At 61.8% G+C, this 15,180-nt stretch carries 16 protein-coding genes and 1 tRNA gene; 4 read left to right on the forward strand and 13 right to left on the reverse strand.

Going from position 1 to position 15,180, the window contains the following annotated elements:
- Window position 1 precedes the first annotated feature (1 nt).
- The 4 genes from R4P65_RS11615 to R4P65_RS11630 all read right to left on the reverse strand — a co-directional run bounded on the left by R4P65_RS11615 (window position 2) and on the right by R4P65_RS11630 (window position 6,822).
- On the reverse strand, window positions 2–1,933 hold the full coding sequence (locus tag R4P65_RS11615) for an ABC transporter ATP-binding protein (RefSeq protein ID WP_317826598.1): 1,932 nt from the start codon (window positions 1,931–1,933) through the stop codon (window positions 2–4).
- A complete protein-coding gene (locus R4P65_RS11620; RefSeq protein WP_317826599.1) occupies window positions 1,930–3,663 on the reverse strand; it encodes an ABC transporter ATP-binding protein in 1,734 nt (577 codons plus the stop codon). The genes R4P65_RS11615 and R4P65_RS11620 overlap by 4 nt, the downstream gene beginning before the upstream one ends.
- A gap of 120 nt (window positions 3,664–3,783) precedes the next feature.
- A complete protein-coding gene (locus tag R4P65_RS11625) occupies window positions 3,784–6,138 on the reverse strand; it encodes an MMPL family transporter (RefSeq protein ID WP_317826600.1) in 2,355 nt (784 codons plus the stop codon).
- Window positions 6,139–6,180: 42 nt separating this feature from the next.
- Window positions 6,181–6,822 carry a TetR/AcrR family transcriptional regulator gene (locus R4P65_RS11630; RefSeq protein ID WP_230816625.1) on the reverse strand — a complete coding sequence of 214 codons (642 nt, stop codon included), beginning with the start codon at window positions 6,820–6,822 and terminating at the stop codon, window positions 6,181–6,183.
- Between the two features lie 251 nt (window positions 6,823–7,073).
- On the opposite strand from R4P65_RS11630, the gene R4P65_RS11635 reads away from it, so the two are divergent.
- The gene (locus R4P65_RS11635) at window positions 7,074–8,186 is read left to right on the forward strand and encodes a GGDEF domain-containing protein (RefSeq protein WP_317826601.1); all 1,113 of its coding nucleotides are present in this window, start codon (window positions 7,074–7,076) and stop codon (window positions 8,184–8,186) included.
- A 13-nt stretch (window positions 8,187–8,199) separates the two neighbouring features.
- On the opposite strand, the gene R4P65_RS11640 is transcribed toward R4P65_RS11635, so the two are convergent.
- Window positions 8,200–8,655 carry an RrF2 family transcriptional regulator gene (locus R4P65_RS11640; RefSeq protein ID WP_230816627.1) on the reverse strand — a complete coding sequence of 152 codons (456 nt, stop codon included), beginning with the start codon at window positions 8,653–8,655 and terminating at the stop codon, window positions 8,200–8,202.
- Window positions 8,656–8,783: 128 nt separating this feature from the next.
- Between R4P65_RS11640 and R4P65_RS11645 the strand changes: the two genes are divergently transcribed.
- Entirely contained in the window at window positions 8,784–9,725 is a 942-nt protein-coding gene (locus R4P65_RS11645) for a sterol desaturase family protein (protein ID WP_230816628.1), read from the forward strand.
- Here the strand turns inward: R4P65_RS11645 and R4P65_RS11650 are convergent.
- The 3 genes from R4P65_RS11650 to R4P65_RS11660 form a co-directional block, all read right to left on the reverse strand.
- On the reverse strand, window positions 9,691–10,029 hold the full coding sequence (locus R4P65_RS11650; protein WP_411742538.1) for a DUF202 domain-containing protein: 339 nt from the start codon (window positions 10,027–10,029) through the stop codon (window positions 9,691–9,693). The genes R4P65_RS11645 and R4P65_RS11650 overlap by 35 nt on opposite strands.
- Complete coding sequence (locus R4P65_RS11655; RefSeq protein ID WP_317826603.1) at window positions 10,030–10,380, reverse strand: YidH family protein; 351 nt, start codon at window positions 10,378–10,380, stop codon at window positions 10,030–10,032.
- A 123-nt stretch (window positions 10,381–10,503) separates the two neighbouring features.
- Window positions 10,504–11,187, reverse strand: a complete 684-nt coding sequence (locus tag R4P65_RS11660; RefSeq protein ID WP_230816630.1) for a YceI family protein — start codon at window positions 11,185–11,187, stop codon at window positions 10,504–10,506.
- Window positions 11,188–11,433: 246 nt separating this feature from the next.
- On the opposite strand from R4P65_RS11660, the gene R4P65_RS11665 reads away from it, so the two are divergent.
- Window positions 11,434–11,607 (forward strand): hypothetical protein, encoded by a 174-nt coding sequence (locus R4P65_RS11665; protein ID WP_230816631.1) that lies wholly within the window; start codon window positions 11,434–11,436, stop codon window positions 11,605–11,607.
- 354 nt (window positions 11,608–11,961) lie between these two features.
- Here R4P65_RS11665 and R4P65_RS11670 read toward each other — a convergent pair.
- The 4 genes from R4P65_RS11670 to R4P65_RS11685 form a co-directional block, all read right to left on the reverse strand.
- Window positions 11,962–12,052, reverse strand: a tRNA-Ser gene (locus R4P65_RS11670).
- Window positions 12,053–12,108: 56 nt separating this feature from the next.
- Window positions 12,109–12,300, reverse strand: coding sequence for a CsbD family protein (locus tag R4P65_RS11675; protein ID WP_003943869.1), 192 nt, complete (start codon window positions 12,298–12,300; stop codon window positions 12,109–12,111).
- Between the two features lie 138 nt (window positions 12,301–12,438).
- Window positions 12,439–12,900: a nucleoside deaminase gene (locus tag R4P65_RS11680; protein ID WP_230816632.1), complete on the reverse strand. Its 462-nt coding sequence runs from the start codon at window positions 12,898–12,900 to the stop codon at window positions 12,439–12,441.
- Window positions 12,901–13,440, reverse strand: coding sequence for a tRNA adenosine deaminase-associated protein (locus R4P65_RS11685; protein ID WP_230816633.1), 540 nt, complete (start codon window positions 13,438–13,440; stop codon window positions 12,901–12,903). It abuts the gene before it with no gap.
- A gap of 48 nt (window positions 13,441–13,488) precedes the next feature.
- On the opposite strand from R4P65_RS11685, the gene R4P65_RS11690 reads away from it, so the two are divergent.
- Window positions 13,489–14,463 carry a prephenate dehydrogenase gene (locus R4P65_RS11690; RefSeq protein ID WP_317826808.1) on the forward strand — a complete coding sequence of 325 codons (975 nt, stop codon included), beginning with the start codon at window positions 13,489–13,491 and terminating at the stop codon, window positions 14,461–14,463.
- 11 nt (window positions 14,464–14,474) lie between these two features.
- On the opposite strand, the gene R4P65_RS11695 is transcribed toward R4P65_RS11690, so the two are convergent.
- Window positions 14,475–15,062, reverse strand: a complete 588-nt coding sequence (locus R4P65_RS11695; protein ID WP_230816634.1) for a putative glycolipid-binding domain-containing protein — start codon at window positions 15,060–15,062, stop codon at window positions 14,475–14,477.
- Window positions 15,063–15,180: the final 118 nt, after the last annotated feature.

Raw genomic sequence — 15,180 nt, forward strand, 5'->3', positions numbered from 1 at the left:
GTTAGATCTCCGCGCCCACGAATTGGCTGTTGTACAGACGGAAGTAGGCGCCGCGGGATTCGAGCAGAGCTTCATGGCTCCCCTGCTCCACGATCCGGCCTTCCTCCATCACCACGATCAGGTTCGCATCACGAATTGTCGAAAGACGGTGCGCGATGACAAAGCTGGTTCGGTCGTTGCGCAGAACCGCGGTGGCGCTCTGGACCAGCAGTTCGGTGCGCGTGTCCACCGAACTGGTCGCCTCGTCGAGGATCAGGATGGACGGCTGCGAGATGAAGGCGCGGGCGATAGTGATGAGCTGCTTCTCGCCCGCACTGACGTTGCTGCCTTCCTCGTCGATGACCGTGTCGTAACCCTCAGGCAGAGAGTGCACGAACTTGTCGACGTAGCTCATCTCGGCCGCACGACGAATCTCCTCGTCGGTGGCACCAGGCTTGCCGTAGGCGATGTTCTCGCGGATGGTTCCACCGAACAGCCATGCGTCCTGCAGAACCATGCCGATCCGTGAGCGCAGATCGTCTCGCGTCATGTCGGCGATGTCGATGCCGTCCAAAGTGATTCGGCCCGAATTGAGTTCGTAGAACCGCAGGATGAGGTTGACGAGGGTGGTCTTGCCTGCGCCGGTGGGTCCGACGATCGCAACCATCTGGCCCGGCTCGGCAGTCAGGGACAGGTCCTCGATCAGCGGCTGTTCCGGCTTGTAACTGAAGGTGACGTTCTCGAACTTGACGCGACCCTTGTCGACCGTGGGCGACTTCGCGCTCTTCGGGTCCTCCGACTGCTCGTCTTGGTCGAGCAGCGCGAAGACCCGCTCGGCCGAAGCGACGCCGGACTGCAGCAGATTGGTCATCGACGCTATCTGCGTGAGCGGCTGGGTGAACTGCCGCGAGTACTGGATGAACGCTTGCACATCGCCGAGCGTCATCGTTCCGGATGCGACGCGCATGCCACCCACCATTGCGATGGCGACGTAGTTGAGGTTGCCCAGGAACATCACGGCCGGCATGACCAGACCGGAAATGAACTGCGCCTTGAAGCTGGACTCGTACAGATCCTCGTTCTGCTTGCGGAAGCGCTCCTCGACCTCCTGCTGGCGACCGAACACCTTGACCAACTCGTGGCCGCTGAATGCTTCCTCGACCTGCGCGTTGATTCCGCCGGTGCTCTTCCACTGCGCCACGAAGTGCTTCTGTGAACGCTTCGCGATAAACGCCGTCACCATGATCGACAGCGGAACAGTTGCCACCGCGATCAAGGCGAGCAGCGGTGAGATCCACAGCATCATCACCAGAATGCCCAGGACGGTCATCACCGACATGACCAACTGGCTGAGCGTCTGCTGCAAGCTCTGCGCGACGTTGTCGATATCATTGGTCACGCGTGAGAGAACATCACCGCGGGCATGGGTATCGAAGTACCGCAAGGGAAGTCGATGAATCTTCTGTTCGACGTCCTCACGCAGACGACGAACGGTTCGCTGGACCACGATGTTGAGCAGATACGCCTGCAGCCAACTGAACAGCGACGCGCAGACGAACAGCAGCAGCACGATCATCAAGACCTTGCCGACTGCGTCGAAATCGATTCCGGTTCCAGGCACAACTGCCATGCCGGACACCATGTCGGCGAGCTGACCCTGCCCCGAAGCGCGCAATCCTTCGACAGCCTGTTCCTTTGTCGTCCCCGGCTGGAGTTGCTTGCTGACGATTCCGTCGAAGATCAGGTTGGTGGCGTTTCCCAGGATCTTCGGAGCGATCGAGGAAAGTACGACGCTTGCGGTCACCAAAGCGAAGATCAGGACGACGATCGGCTTGTCGGGGCTCAAGCGACCGAGGAGACGTTTGAGCGAAGGGCCGAAGTTCATGGCCTTCTTTGTGGGATCGCCGCCGCCGGGCGGGCCGATGGGAGGCGAGGAAGTCGGTCGATTGCTCATGATGCGTCCTGTACGGCTAGCTGAGAGGCGACAATTTCGCCGTAGGTGGGACAACTGACCACGAGTTCGTCGTGCGTGCCGATCCCCACGATGGCGCCGTCGTCGAGCACGATGATCTGATCGGCTTCCACGATGGTGGAAATACGCTGCGCGACAACGACGATGCAGGCGTCTTGCGTGACCGGCCGGAGCGCCGCACGCAGCCTCGCATCAGTAGTGAGGTCGAGTGCCGAGAAGGAATCGTCGAACAGATAGATCTGTGGCTTACGCACCAACGCTCTGGCGATGGCGAGTCTCTGACGCTGACCGCCCGATACCGTCGTACCGCCTTGTGCCACCGGTGTGTCCAGGCCTTCGGGCATGGCGCGGATGAAGTCGGCAGCTTGGGCGATCTCGAGGCACTCCCACAGCCATTCGTCGGTAGCTTCGGGGTTTCCGTAGCGGAGATTGGTGGCGACAGTGCCGGAGAACAGATACGGCTTCTGCGGGACCAGACCGATCACCGAACAGAGCAGCTCCGTGTCGATGTCGCGGACGTCGACGCCGCCCACCGATACCGATCCGGAGGTGGAGTCGATCAAACGCGGAATCAGGTTGAGCAGAGTGGTCTTTCCCGAACCGGTGCCGCCGATGATCGCCGTCGTCTTGCCTGGTTCGGCGCGGAAGGTGATGTCGCGCAACACTGGCTCCTCGGCTCCGGGGAACTGGAACTGAGCTCCACGAAGTTCGACGACTCCCGGGTCCTTCAGTTCTCGGACCGGATTCTCGGGCGGAATCACCGACGAATCCGTGTCGAGCACCTCGGAGATACGTTCGGCGCACACCGACGCACGCGGCAGCATCACCGCCATGAAGGTGGCCATCATGACGGCCATCAGGATCTGCATGATGTAGCTGAGCATCGCGGTGAGCGAGCCGATCTGCATCGAGCCCTCGTTGATCTGATGGCCACCGAACCAGATGACCGCGACGCTGGTGACATTGCTGATCAGCATCACGAGCGGGAACATCAGTGCCATGAGGCGGCCGACGCCGAGTGCAGTCTCCGTCAGTTCGCGGTTGGCGTCGCCGAAACGCTCTACCTCGTACGGTTCCCGTACAAACGCTCGGACGACGCGGATGCCCGTGATCTGTTCGCGAAGAACACGGTTGACGGCGTCGAGGCGGCCCTGCATGACCCGGAATCCGGGGACCATCCGGGCGATCAGGAAACCCATCGAGACTACGAGGAGCGGGACGCTGATCCCGAGGATCCAGGAAAGATTCAGGTCCTGGCGCAGAGCCATGATGATGCCGCCGATACACATGATCGGCGCCATGACGAGGATGGTGCAACTCATCACGACCATCATCTGCACTTGCTGGACGTCGTTGGTGTTGCGGGTGATCAGCGAAGGCGCACCGAAGTGCCCGACCTCTCGGGCCGAAAACGTCCCGACCTGATGCAGCACCGAAGCCCGGAGATCGCGTCCGACGCCCATGGCGACTCGCGCACCGAAGAAGACGGCACCCACCGAGCACAGGATCTGCGTCAGCGTGACCATGAGCATCATCCCGCCGGTGGAGAGGATGTAGCCGGTGTCGCCTTTGGTCACGCCGTTGTCGATGATGTCGGCGTTGAGACTCGGAAGGTAAAGAGCCGCCATAGTCGAAATAAACTGCAGGACGACAACGCCCGTGAGTTCACCCCGGTACGGCGTCAGATAAGTGCGCAGCAGCCTGATCAGCATAGTGAGCGAAGGTTACCAATCCTGGCCGACATGTGCCGCTGGATATTTCGATACCGGGAAAACAGCTGTGCGCCTTTATTAACCGCGGGGGGTTAATAAAGGCGCACAGCGGTCAAGCGGTCAAGCGGATGTGGACTGCAGTTCCGCTTCCTTCTCGTCACGGAGGGCCTTGCTGAGCTTCTCGCCCTCGATGTCGACGTTCGGCAAAATCTTGTCCAGCCACTTCGGCAGCCACCACGCCTTGTCGCCGAGCAGTGCCATGACGGACGGGATGATCACCATTCGCACGATGAAGGCGTCGAAGAACACTGCCGCAGCGAGCGCGAATCCGATCGACTTGATGAACGAGTTCGGTTCTGCGATGAAGGCGCCGAACACGGAGATCATGATGACCGCGGCCGCACTGACCACTCGGGCACCGTGGTTGAAGCCGATGGTCACGGCCTCCTTCGCGGTTGCACCGTGGACGTACTCCTCACGCATACGCGTCACGAGGAACACCTGGTAGTCCATCGCCAACCCGAACACCACGCCGATCAGGAAGATCGGCATGAAACTCACGAGCGGTTGCGGGTTCGAGATGATGCCCAACCAACCGTGCTGGAAGATCGCCACCGTCGCACCGAATGTCGCGAGCACGCTGAGCAGGAAGCCGAGCGTCGCAGTCAGTGGAACCAGGATCGAGCGGAACACCAAGAGCAACAAGATGAATGCAAGGCCGACCACTACGGCAAGGTAGGGCACCAGTGCATCCTTCAGCGTGTCCGAGACGTCGCCTTCGAGTGCGGTCTGACCGGTGATGCCGTAGCTGACGCCGATCGAATCGTTGAGTCCTGATTCGGCTCCGCGGAGGCTGGACACCAGGTCCATGGTTGCCGGATCTGTCGGACCACTCTTCGGAGTGATCAGTACCTGTGCGGTAGTGCCGGCGTCGTTGACCCCGATGACCTGTGCGTTCTGGACGTCACTGAAGCTCGAGATGGTCGAGACAACCTCCGCGAACGCCTCTTCGGCAGAAACACTGGCATCCTTGGCGTCGACGACGGCGATCAGCGGTCCGTTTCGGCCGTCACCGAAGCCCTCGTCGATGAGGTCGTATGCCTGACGCGCACTCGTAGCCGGGTCACCGGTGGCCTCCGACGGCAACGCGAGGCTCAATCCTGTTGCGGGTAGAGCCAATGCACCCAGAAGGACTACACCACCGATCAGCGGAACGAGCGGACGACGGACGACGGCGTTGATGAATCGCAGGGCCAACTTCGGCTTGCCCGAATCCTGGTCTTCAGACTCCTCAGCACGCTTGCTGAGGAAGGGGATCTTGCCGGCAAAAGCCTTGCGCCCGAACATACCCAGGATCGCGGGCAGCAAGGTCAAAGCGATCAGGACCGCGATCAGCACGGTGAAGGCTGCTGCCGCACCCATGTCCGAGAGGAACGGGATACCGACGACACGCAACGCGACCAGCGCGATGATGACCGTCAAACCGGCGAATACGACTGCGGAACCGGCAGTTCCGACAGCGCGGCCAGCTGCTTCGGCACGGTTGTCGGTGAGCGTGAGCTCATGCCTGAACCGGGACATGATGAACAGCGAGTAGTCGATCGCTACCGCCAGGCCGATCATGATCGCCAGGGTCGGAGTCATGGAACTGAGATCCATGAACCCGGTGGCGACAGTGATTCCGAGGCTGCCGATAGCGATACCGATGATTGCGGTGAGGAGCGGAAGCCCCGCGGCCACAAGCGAACCGAACGTGATGGCTAGAACGACGGCGGCAACGGCGATGCCGATCAGCTCGGTGACACCACCGGGCATCTCCGCTTCCTGCGCAGCCGAACCACTGACCTGGACATTGAGCCCCGCAGCTCGCCCGACATCGGCTGCGGAGTTGATCGAATCACGCAAGGCTTGGTCGAGATCGGCGAAGTCACCGCTGAACGGAACCTCGACGTACCCGACCGTTCCATCGGCACTGAGCGGGGACAACGCACGCGCGTCGTCCACGGCCTGCGTCTCGGAAGTTCCAGCGGCAGCTGCCTTTTCCTTGAACATCGCAACCATGGAGTCGTTGCCGGCAACCGGATTGACCAGCGCCTTCGCGGCCTGTTCCGGAGTGGCAGTTGCCGGGTCCACCTTGGCAGAGTCGGCGACCTTGTCGATGCCGCGGATACTCGTGAGCATCTCGTCCATGGCCTTGACGTTCGCCGGGTCAGCCAGGGTTGTACCTGCCGGAGCCTCGACGACGTATCGGGCGCTCAGCGAATCCATCGGATTGGGAGCACCGGGGAACCGCTCAGCCATCAAGTCCTGGGCCTGCTGCGCCGGCGTTCCCGGAATGGAGAAGGAATCTTTGGTGGGGCCGGACAGCGTTGCCGCCCCGACACCCATCAGGACCAGGATTATCAGCCAAACACTGAGGACCGCGCCCTTTCGCCGATAGGCGAACTTGCCGATCCGATAAAGATACGTGGCCACGACGGGCTCCTTGCTGTTTCGGTGCGTGTACGTGGACAGGTTTTACGAGTGGATCTCAGAAGCGGTGCCTCCGAGACGCGGTGGCGGTGCGGGCAATCCCGCACGAATCTGCCGAAAAGCGTCGTGGACCAGTTCTTCCGGACTGGAGGCCTCCGACTTTCCGCCAGTCCAGATGTCGATTACCGATTTAGCGGCTCCACCCACCGCTCCAAGGAGGAGAGTCGGGTAGAGGTCCCGTTCGGCGTCCGTACCGGTACGTTCCGCCAAGGCCTGAACGACTGCACGGTTGATCCGCTGATGCATGTCTGCGGCATCCCGATAGAGCGCGGGACTCGAATCCGACAGCAGCCAGATACTCGCCTTCTCACTCCCACTCGGACCTGAGTCGTTCACGATTTCGACCACAAGGTTTTCGAGCACGTCGAGGATAGGTTCGTCGGCGGGCCGGGCTGCAAGCGCCTCGATCCACAAAGTCACCGATTCCTCGAAACTGGCGAGCACTGCCTCTTCCTTGCTGGAGAAGTAGTTGTGGAATGTCCTCGTCGACACTCCGGCCTCGGATGCGATTGCGTCAGCGGTGACGCATTCGATTCCCAGCGCGCGAGCCAGCCGCGCCGCCGCACCGCTGAGTGCGGCACGGGTTGCTGCCTTCTTGCGGTCGCGCAGGCCTGGTTCGATGATCACTCCAACACGGTACCAATCTTGCAGACCTCTGCAACTTTGCAGAGCTCTGCAAGATTGTGCAATCGAACACACCACCCGGAACATCGAGGTGTGGCTCACACCCCTACTCGCCAAATGCCTGGACAAGACGACCGGAGAAGTTTCCGACCCGACACACTGCATGACATCACGACTCAAGTTGACACGCATATCAACAGAGGCTGACATACTTTGCTAATCATTAACCACAACGAGTTCGATGAAGGAAGCTGATGGATCCGCTCCTGCATACCTGGCCGGTTTCATCCTCGGTCATGGTGTGGGGCTCCAAGACCGGACGCGGCACGGTCCTGCGTCTCGCGCACCTCACCATCGGATTCTGCTCCCTCAATTTCTCGCTCGTGGCTTACCTCTTTTTCTTCAGCACAGAAGGCCCCGAGGGACCATTTGCGCGCGCCTGGTTGGTCGGCGTCGCGACGATCAACTTGATTCCGACTTTCCTTTGGTTCGCCGGCCGAATCAAAGGGGGACGCGCGCTCAAGCTCTACGGACTGTGGGCGGATATCGGCACCGCCTCCACTGTCATCGCATACTCCAGTCCCAACACCGCGCTGTTCGGCGCAGTCCTTTTTGTCGCCACCGGCGCCTACTTCACGTATTTCCTCGACTATCGCTGGCTGACCTTCCACCTGGCCTTCACCACGACGTTTGTCATCGCCCTGACCGTTCTCGGATTGACGAACAACGAGTACTCGGCAACCAGCGTGATCGCGCGCACCGACATCGTACTGTGTGCCGTGATCTTCATTCCGGCCACGATTCAGTTGAGCTGGCGACAATTACTTTCGCGCGCAACGGGATCCAAAGTAGACGCACTCACTGGTCTCCTGAACCGACGCGGACTGTGGGAGATGTCAGAGCATATCTGGTCGGTCGCGTCGGTGAATCGTGCCGACATCGCTGTTGCCGTTGTCGACATCGACAAGTTCAAGGCGGTGAACGACACGTTCGGTCATGAGGTCGGTGACGCCGTCATCATCCGGACGGGAACGCGCCTTCAGGAGCATGTGAACGGTTTCGGTTACGCCGCGCGCACGGGCGGCGAGGAGTTCACCGTCGTGATGATCGGCACCCCGTACGGATTGCGCAAACGAATCGCAACCCTACCCAAAGCAGTAGTGAGCACTTCTGACAGTCCGCTGTCCACAGTCAGCGTCGGAGCAGCGACGCTACCTTTCATCCCGCACCAGGAGGAATTCGACTACAACGAGTTCTCCCGAGCGATCATTGCGGCCGATCATCTGATGTACGAGGCGAAAGCCGCGGGCGGCAACGCGGCCAACACTGCGCCTACGACTGTTCCGCGTCCCAGGCGGACAGTCTGAAAATCGCGCTGCATCAGCGCCGATTCCACGCTTCGGGATCTGCCGTCAGTTCGTGAATGAAGTCGGGCAATTCACCGCCTGCGACATCGGTGAGGCTGACATTTTCGAGCACGGCGCGAAGGTTGACGCGTACTGCAATCCACACCTCTTTGAGCGGTGTTGCCGGTCCCCCGTAGTCGACGTCTTCCGGTCGCTGGCCCCGAATCGAGGCAAGCGGTCCTTCGACAGCGCGGATGACGTCGGCAATCGTGATCTCGTCCGCGGACCGAGCGAGCCAGTACCCGCCGTCCGGGCCGCGGCGGCTGTTGACGAGGCCGCCGCGCCGCAAGTCAGAGAGCACCGCTTCCAGGAACTTGTGGGGTATGACCTGGGATTTGGCGAGAAACTCGGCCTTGGCCGGGTCCGGACCGACTGCCGCAAGCTCGACCAGAGTCCGCACGGCGTAGTCCACCTTCGCGGTGATATGCACCGGCAATTCCTACCATTGTTCTATGGAAAGTCGCAACAAACCCGCAAGATACTTCTCGCAAAAGGTTCCGCGATGTTACACATTGATGCATGATGTAACGACCAGAGCGAGAGAATAGGACAAATAGCGTGTGGGAAACCCTCGTCGAGTCATGGCGGTCACTGCTCGAACCACTCCATGACCCGGTCACGCTCGCAATCCCCGCGTTTGTCATCTTCCTCGGCATCGAGTGGTTCGCCGCCCGCGCACTCGAAGATCATCCGGACGATGCCGACGGACGCGCACAGCCCGCGCAGGGTGGATACCGCCACATCGACGCTCGGACCAGCATCCTCCTCGGATTGGTGTCGATCGCCACCAGCACGTTCTGGAAAGCGCTGGCCCTGATCGGCTATTCGGCGATCTGGGTGTACCTCGCGCCGTGGCATCTGTCGCCCACCGCCTGGTACACCTGGGTAATCCTGCTGCTCGGAATCGACGTCCTCTACTACGCGTATCACCGCATCGCGCACCGAGTTCGAGTCGTCTGGGCTACGCACCAGGCTCACCATTCGAGCGAGTACTTCAATTTCAGCACCGCGCTGCGGCAGAAGTGGAACAACAGCGGCGAGATCATCATGTGGCTGCCACTACCGTTCCTCGGGATTCCGCCGTGGATGGTGTTCGTCGGCTTCTCCGTCAGCCTCGTCTACCAGTTCTTCGTCCACACCGAGCGTGTCGGAAAGCTCTGGCGCCCGATCGAATTCATCTTCAACACACCCTCACATCATCGCGTCCACCACGGTTCCGACGCCGAGTACCTTGACCGCAACTACGCCGGGATCCTCATCATCTGGGACCGGATGTTCGGCACATTTGCGGCCGAAACCCACAGGCCCACCTACGGACTCACGACACCGGTGGGAACGTACAACATCTGGAAGCTCCAAACGCGCGAATACGCTGCCATCGCCCGTGATTGGAAGGCGTCGACCTCGTGGCGGCAGCGAGCAGGCTACGTATTCGGCCCTCCGGGCTGGGCGCCGAAAGCTGCAGTCACGTCAACAGAATCCACAGCCCCGTCGCACTGAGCAACAGAAGACTCAGCGCGAGCGCTGCTCCCATACCCAAAGCAGGCGTTGCCTTTTCAGCTGAGAACTGGGCCAACCGTCTGGGCCGCGACCGACGTTCGTAAACCATCACCGCAACGACAAGCATCGCAGCGAGGGACGGCCCGATCAGGGCCAACGAACCGAACGGCGGCAACCACCTCAGGCAGGCGGCGGACAAGCCGAGGATCGACAGACTCGTCCGCACGAGCGAGAGCGATGTGCGCTCGGACTGTAGGCCCCTATCTGGCGGCGTGAGTCCTTCCGAAGGTTCCAGCGCGGTCAATCAGTTCACAACCTCGACCACCAGGACTGTCGCGCAGATCACCAGCACGATGCCGACCACCGGCGCCATCAGCGGCACCGGCAACGAGCGCTCGGCACGGAGCGCTCGCTCGGCACTGATCCAGTGGACAAAAGAAGTGATGGCGATCAGAGCGCCGCCGACGAGCAGCAACGCGGCCAAGCCGACGCGAACCGTCGGGTTGAGGATGTCGCCGCCGAAGGCCTCGAGTCCGACGCCCGACGCGACAAAGGCCGTCGCTGTGCGGATCCAGGCCAGATATGTCCGCTCGTTGGCGAGGGTGAACCGTGGATCGGGGTCTTCACCCGTTCGGAACGGCCTCCATCGGGGCATCACCTATTCATTCCGTCCCGGCAGAATTCGCCCGCAGCCTTCGGAACGGACAACAAGAAAGGAAGGTCATGTCCTTAATCTTCCCTACCCGCCCCGAAGGAGTGCGAATCGGGTGGACGTAATTCAGTTCGCGGCGAGCGAGACCAGGAAGTCCACCGAGCCACTGCCGTCGACGGTGACAAAGCCGAGCGACGGGGGTTCGACACCGAAATCGGTCCAGGTGACCGGAATCGAGCCCGAAGCAATCAGAGAATCCCCCGAGTGCAGCACAGTCATGTCGACCGATACCGGCTTGGATTGGCCTTTGAGTGTCAAGGTTCCCGACACCGTGACCGTTGCAGTTGTGCCGTCGGCCGGCACGGCCGACAGGTCCACCGGCGAGTCGATCGTGAACGTCGCCGTCGGGTAGGTGCTGGTATCCATCACATTGCCAGTGAACTGGCCATCGCGCCGATCCGAGTCGGTCTTGATGCCTGCCACCTGCACGGTCACTTCGCCGGCCGTGAGCTTCTCGCCCTCGACGGTGGCGTTTCCGCTCACCTCGCCGGTGGTTCCGACGACGGTCACACTCGATCCGTTGAGAATCTCGTGCACGGTGTACCCGGCTGCCGTCTGGTTGTCTCCCTGGCCTGCGACGACGGTCCACTGTCCGTCGATGGATCCGGACGCCGCCTCTGCGCCCTGAGTGGACACTACGGCCGCCGGTGCATCGTCCTCAGCGATGAACTTCCCGTACGCCCACGGCCCCACGAGCAGGGCGAGTACGACCACAACCACTGCTCCACCGATCCACCAGATCTTTTTCATGGGTTCGACGATAGTTGCAGCTTCAACGGTTGTCAGGACTTAACACCTGGGAGAACGCTGTGAAAGCTCTCCGCAGCAACTGAAGACGAGGGTGCTGTCCGCAACGATTAGTAATCATTTGGTAAAGTAGATTTTGCATTCCGGCCCCCAGCCTGGAATGCACCGGCCGTGCGCGTCGAATCATGCATCGATCCCGATGCGCACGGTCTGCCGAAACACGTATCACACTGGACGAGGGGGCTCGCGATGCCGGACCTGAGCCTCCTGAGCGACGACGAGTTGCGTGAGCGCCGAATCGCCCTCAGTCAATCACTGACTGCCGCAGCCGATTTGATCCCTACCCCGTCACCGTCATTCTTCGAAAAGCTGAAGCAGGACATCGATGCCGCCGCTGCGGAGTGGATCGCCCGCCGCTCCTGAAACCTCGTCAACCTGGGAATGTCACCGGAGGGCGTCCCTCCCCTATAAGAACGAGTGTGGCTCCCGATCTCCCCCGAGGTCGGGAGCCACCTTCGTCCGAATGGCGGATTTCTGCCCAATCCGAATGTTTGTTCCTTGATTACGAAATACGTTCGGAGCGACGGATCCGCCCGGCGGCTGATCAGGTCTGCGTGTCGAACTCACTTTGGCTTCGACACACATGGACACGGGCTTCGACCTGGCCGGTCGCCCGATAGTTCAGCCGGAGCGTGTCCGTCCCCGACAGTCGGCAGCGCTCGCATCGAGGTCTACGAACAAAAAAGCTCCCCACCTGCGTGAACAGGTGGGGAGCTTTGGCGGTGGCGGAGGGATTTGAACCCTCGGACGGGGGTTACCCGTCACACGCTTTCGAGGCGTGCTCCTTAGGCCGCTCGGACACGCCACCGTTGGTGACTTTACCGGATGGAGTGCCCGTGGCCGAAATCGCCAGGTGGAGCGGTATTATGTGAGCTTGTCCTTGATGCTGGACGCGGCGTCCTTGACCTTCTCGCCTGCATCCTTGACGGCCGATTTCACCTGGTCGCCTTTGCCTTCGTTTTCGAGGTCCCGGTCACCGGTAGCGCTGCCAGCAGCTTCCTTGGCCTTGCCCCCGAGGTCCTCGGCCTTGTTCTGAGCCTTGTCTGCGATTCCCATGAGTACTCCTCTGTGAACGCGAACGAATCGCCTTCCGACGATCCGCCGATGCCCTGACGACATCTGCCTCCACCATGCCCTCGTTCACCGGTTCCGGCTACCCGAGTGTGCGATCACTCTCGATGGGGAATACCGATTTCAGGCTCGCTGCTCACGGAAGAAATCTTCCAAAAGCCCAGCGCATTCGTCCTCGAGGACCCCGCCGCGCACCTGCGGCCGGTAGGTCAATCTTTTATCTCGAACTACGTCCCATAAAGATCCGACGGCACCGGTTTTCGGCTCCCACGCCCCGAAAACGACTCTGGAAACCCGGGCGAGGACCAGCGCGCCCGCGCACATCGTGCAGGGCTCGAGGGTGACGGCCAGCGTCGCGCCTTCCAGTCGCCAACCGTCGCCGTAGATTTTTGCGGCAGCACGCAACGCGACGATCTCGGCATGCGCGGTCGGATCGGACGACGCTTCCCTGGCATTGGCGGCGCGAGCAACTTCGACGCCGTCGCCGTCGAACACCACGGCGCCGACCGGGACGTCGGCGTCGGAAGCGGAGCGCGCAGCCACGATGGCCGCACGGATCATGCGCTGATCGTCAGCGAGAGTCATCTAGCGCGGGAGCTTGTCGAGCGCTGCGCCGAACTCGGACGCGAACCCGAGTCGCTGCGCGATCATCCCCAACTGCTCGTCCGGATAGAGATCGGTCTCGGCCGCGATGACGGCGAGTACGGGTTCCGGCAGGCCCAGATCGGTGAGGACGGACAGATCGCCCTCTTCCCAGGGTTCGACATCGTCGAGGTCGTCCGGGTCGATATCGGGGATCTCGATGTGCAAGGCGTCGAGGACGTCGGCTGCGATGTCGTAGTCGATGGCGGCAGTCGCGTCGGAAATCAACAACTGCGTGCCCGACGGGGCCGGACGCAACACGATGAAGAACTCGTCGTCGACGTCGAGAAGACCGAAGACGGCACCCGAACTTCGCAGCTCACGCAGCTGCGTTTCGGCGGCCGAGAGCGAGGTCAACGCGTCGGGCGTCAGTGCCTTGACCGTCCAACGCCCCTCTTCACGGACCACCGCGACACCGAAGCCTTCAAGCTCCTCCGACTGGTTCGAAGAGGCGCTCTTGTTACCCGCGCGCTGTGCACCCATGGCGCAACGGTAGCCCGCCTGGTGCCAGTGAGTGAAGTCCGAGCATCGATGTGCCAACCTGAACTCGTGTCTGCGATCGATTCCGCCCCACCAGTCTGCGTTCTCGGCCTCGGATTGATCGGCGGTTCGCTACTTCGTGCCGCCGTCCGATCCGGCCGTCAGGCGTGGGGTTACAACCGTTCCAGTGAGTCCGCCGACGCGGCCCGAGCCGACGGTTTCGACGCCGACACCGATCTAGTTTCAGTGCTGCAGAGAGCGAACGAGAGCGGCGCGATCATCGTGGTCGCCGTGCCGATGCCTGCCGTCGACGCCACCTTGGAGGCAATCGCCGCGCATGCACCGAACAATCCGATCACGGACGTCGTCAGTGTCAAGGGTGAAGTGAAGGCCGCGGTCGAACGAGCGGGCTTGAGCGCCAAGTTCGTGGGCGGTCATCCGATGACGGGGACGTCAGCTTCGGGTTGGGCGGTCGGGGATGCCGATCTGTTCGTCGACGCGGTATGGGTCGTTGCCACCGACAACGGCGTCGACGCAGACGTGTGGACGCAGGTCGCCGATCTCGCGCTCGACTGCGGCTCGGTGGTCGTGCCTGCCGAATCTCTGGAGCACGACCGAGCAGTCGCGCGTATCTCGCACTTGCCCCACCTGCTCGCGGAAACACTTGCGATCACGGGAGCGGCCGGCGGCGAACTGGCACTCGGGCTGGCTGCCGGATCATTTCGCGATGGCACTCGCGTGGCCGGAAGCGCACCCGGCCTGGTGCGGGCGATGTGTGAGGGCAACCGCGACGCCCTGGTGGTCGCGCTGGACGAAGCGCTCGACCTTCTGCAGGGCGCACGTACCGATCTGCTCGACAACGGCTCGACGGCACGATTGGTGGACGCAGGGTTCGCGGCGCGCGGCGCTTACGAGTCACACGAGCGGTGGGACATCGAAGACGTTCAGGTCGGAGAACCCGACTGGATCGACCGGATGCGAGACGCCGGTCGACGCGGCGGCGTCATCCGGCGATCCGAAACCTAGAAATACGAAACCTAGATACGAGTTGCCAGACCCGGGTAGTCGAGGACAAAGCCTTCGGTGTCGACGGACAGCGTCGAGCTGGACACCGGGGACAGCACACTGATTCCGTCGGTGCCGGAGCTGTACGTGATGGTCGCACCCTCGACGCGCAGGTCGAGAAGGTTGACGTAGACGACCGGAACCTCGGCGTCTTCGATGTCGTTCTGCAAACCGACGCGGCGGATGGGCAGCGTGTTGAAGAACGGACTGAGGATCACGTCGACGTCGAGTGCACCGTCGAACGCCGAGCGCTGATGGCTGGCGCCGTTCTCGACCATCCAGGTACCTTCCTCGTCCCGGCTGATCGACATCTGACGCTCACCGGCGGCCAAGGCGGTCCGCACGGAGAGCCTGCGAGTGATGCCGGCCTCGTCGGTGACCAGGTCGTATGACGCGCTGAATGCCGGGTGCTCGCTGCAGGCTCCACCGATGATTCGGCCGGAAGCCTTGATGCGATTTCCGTTCAGCTGCACACGAACAGACTCCATACGAGGAGCGTTGTGGGCCTGCCAGGTCAATACCGCGGGCCAGGACGCGTCACCGGAAGGTTGGATGCTCACCCGACCACGGTAATGGACGAACGGGCGCGGAGCACCGCTGGTTCGGGTTATTGCTCGGATCAGGGACCTTTCAGGGACTTCGATCGGCCCCGAAGATCTCGATGTAAGGCGTTTCACA

Source organism: Rhodococcus sp. IEGM 1318, assembly GCF_033142465.1.
Taxonomy (GTDB): domain Bacteria; phylum Actinomycetota; class Actinomycetes; order Mycobacteriales; family Mycobacteriaceae; genus Rhodococcus_F; species Rhodococcus_F qingshengii_B.

What these genes read in the sequence shown, in the direction of transcription:
- R4P65_RS11615 (WP_317826598.1), bottom strand. Translation starts at nt 1,933, where the DNA reads ATGAGCAATCGACCGACTTCCTCGCCTCCCATCGGCCCGCCCGGCGGC.
- R4P65_RS11680 (WP_230816632.1), bottom strand. Translation starts at nt 12,900, where the DNA reads ATGACTCTCGCTGACGATCAGCGCATGATCCGTGCGGCCATCGTGGCT.
- R4P65_RS11635 (WP_317826601.1), top strand. Translation starts at nt 7,074, where the DNA reads ATGGATCCGCTCCTGCATACCTGGCCGGTTTCATCCTCGGTCATGGTG.
- R4P65_RS11660 (WP_230816630.1), bottom strand. Translation starts at nt 11,187, where the DNA reads ATGAAAAAGATCTGGTGGATCGGTGGAGCAGTGGTTGTGGTCGTACTC.
- R4P65_RS11665 (WP_230816631.1), top strand. Translation starts at nt 11,434, where the DNA reads ATGCCGGACCTGAGCCTCCTGAGCGACGACGAGTTGCGTGAGCGCCGA.
- R4P65_RS11690 (WP_317826808.1), top strand. Translation starts at nt 13,489, where the DNA reads ATGTGCCAACCTGAACTCGTGTCTGCGATCGATTCCGCCCCACCAGTC.
- R4P65_RS11620 (WP_317826599.1), bottom strand. Translation starts at nt 3,663, where the DNA reads ATGCTGATCAGGCTGCTGCGCACTTATCTGACGCCGTACCGGGGTGAA.
- R4P65_RS11655 (WP_317826603.1), bottom strand. Translation starts at nt 10,380, where the DNA reads ATGCCCCGATGGAGGCCGTTCCGAACGGGTGAAGACCCCGATCCACGG.
- R4P65_RS11675 (WP_003943869.1), bottom strand. Translation starts at nt 12,300, where the DNA reads ATGGGAATCGCAGACAAGGCTCAGAACAAGGCCGAGGACCTCGGGGGC.
- R4P65_RS11685 (WP_230816633.1), bottom strand. Translation starts at nt 13,440, where the DNA reads ATGGGTGCACAGCGCGCGGGTAACAAGAGCGCCTCTTCGAACCAGTCG.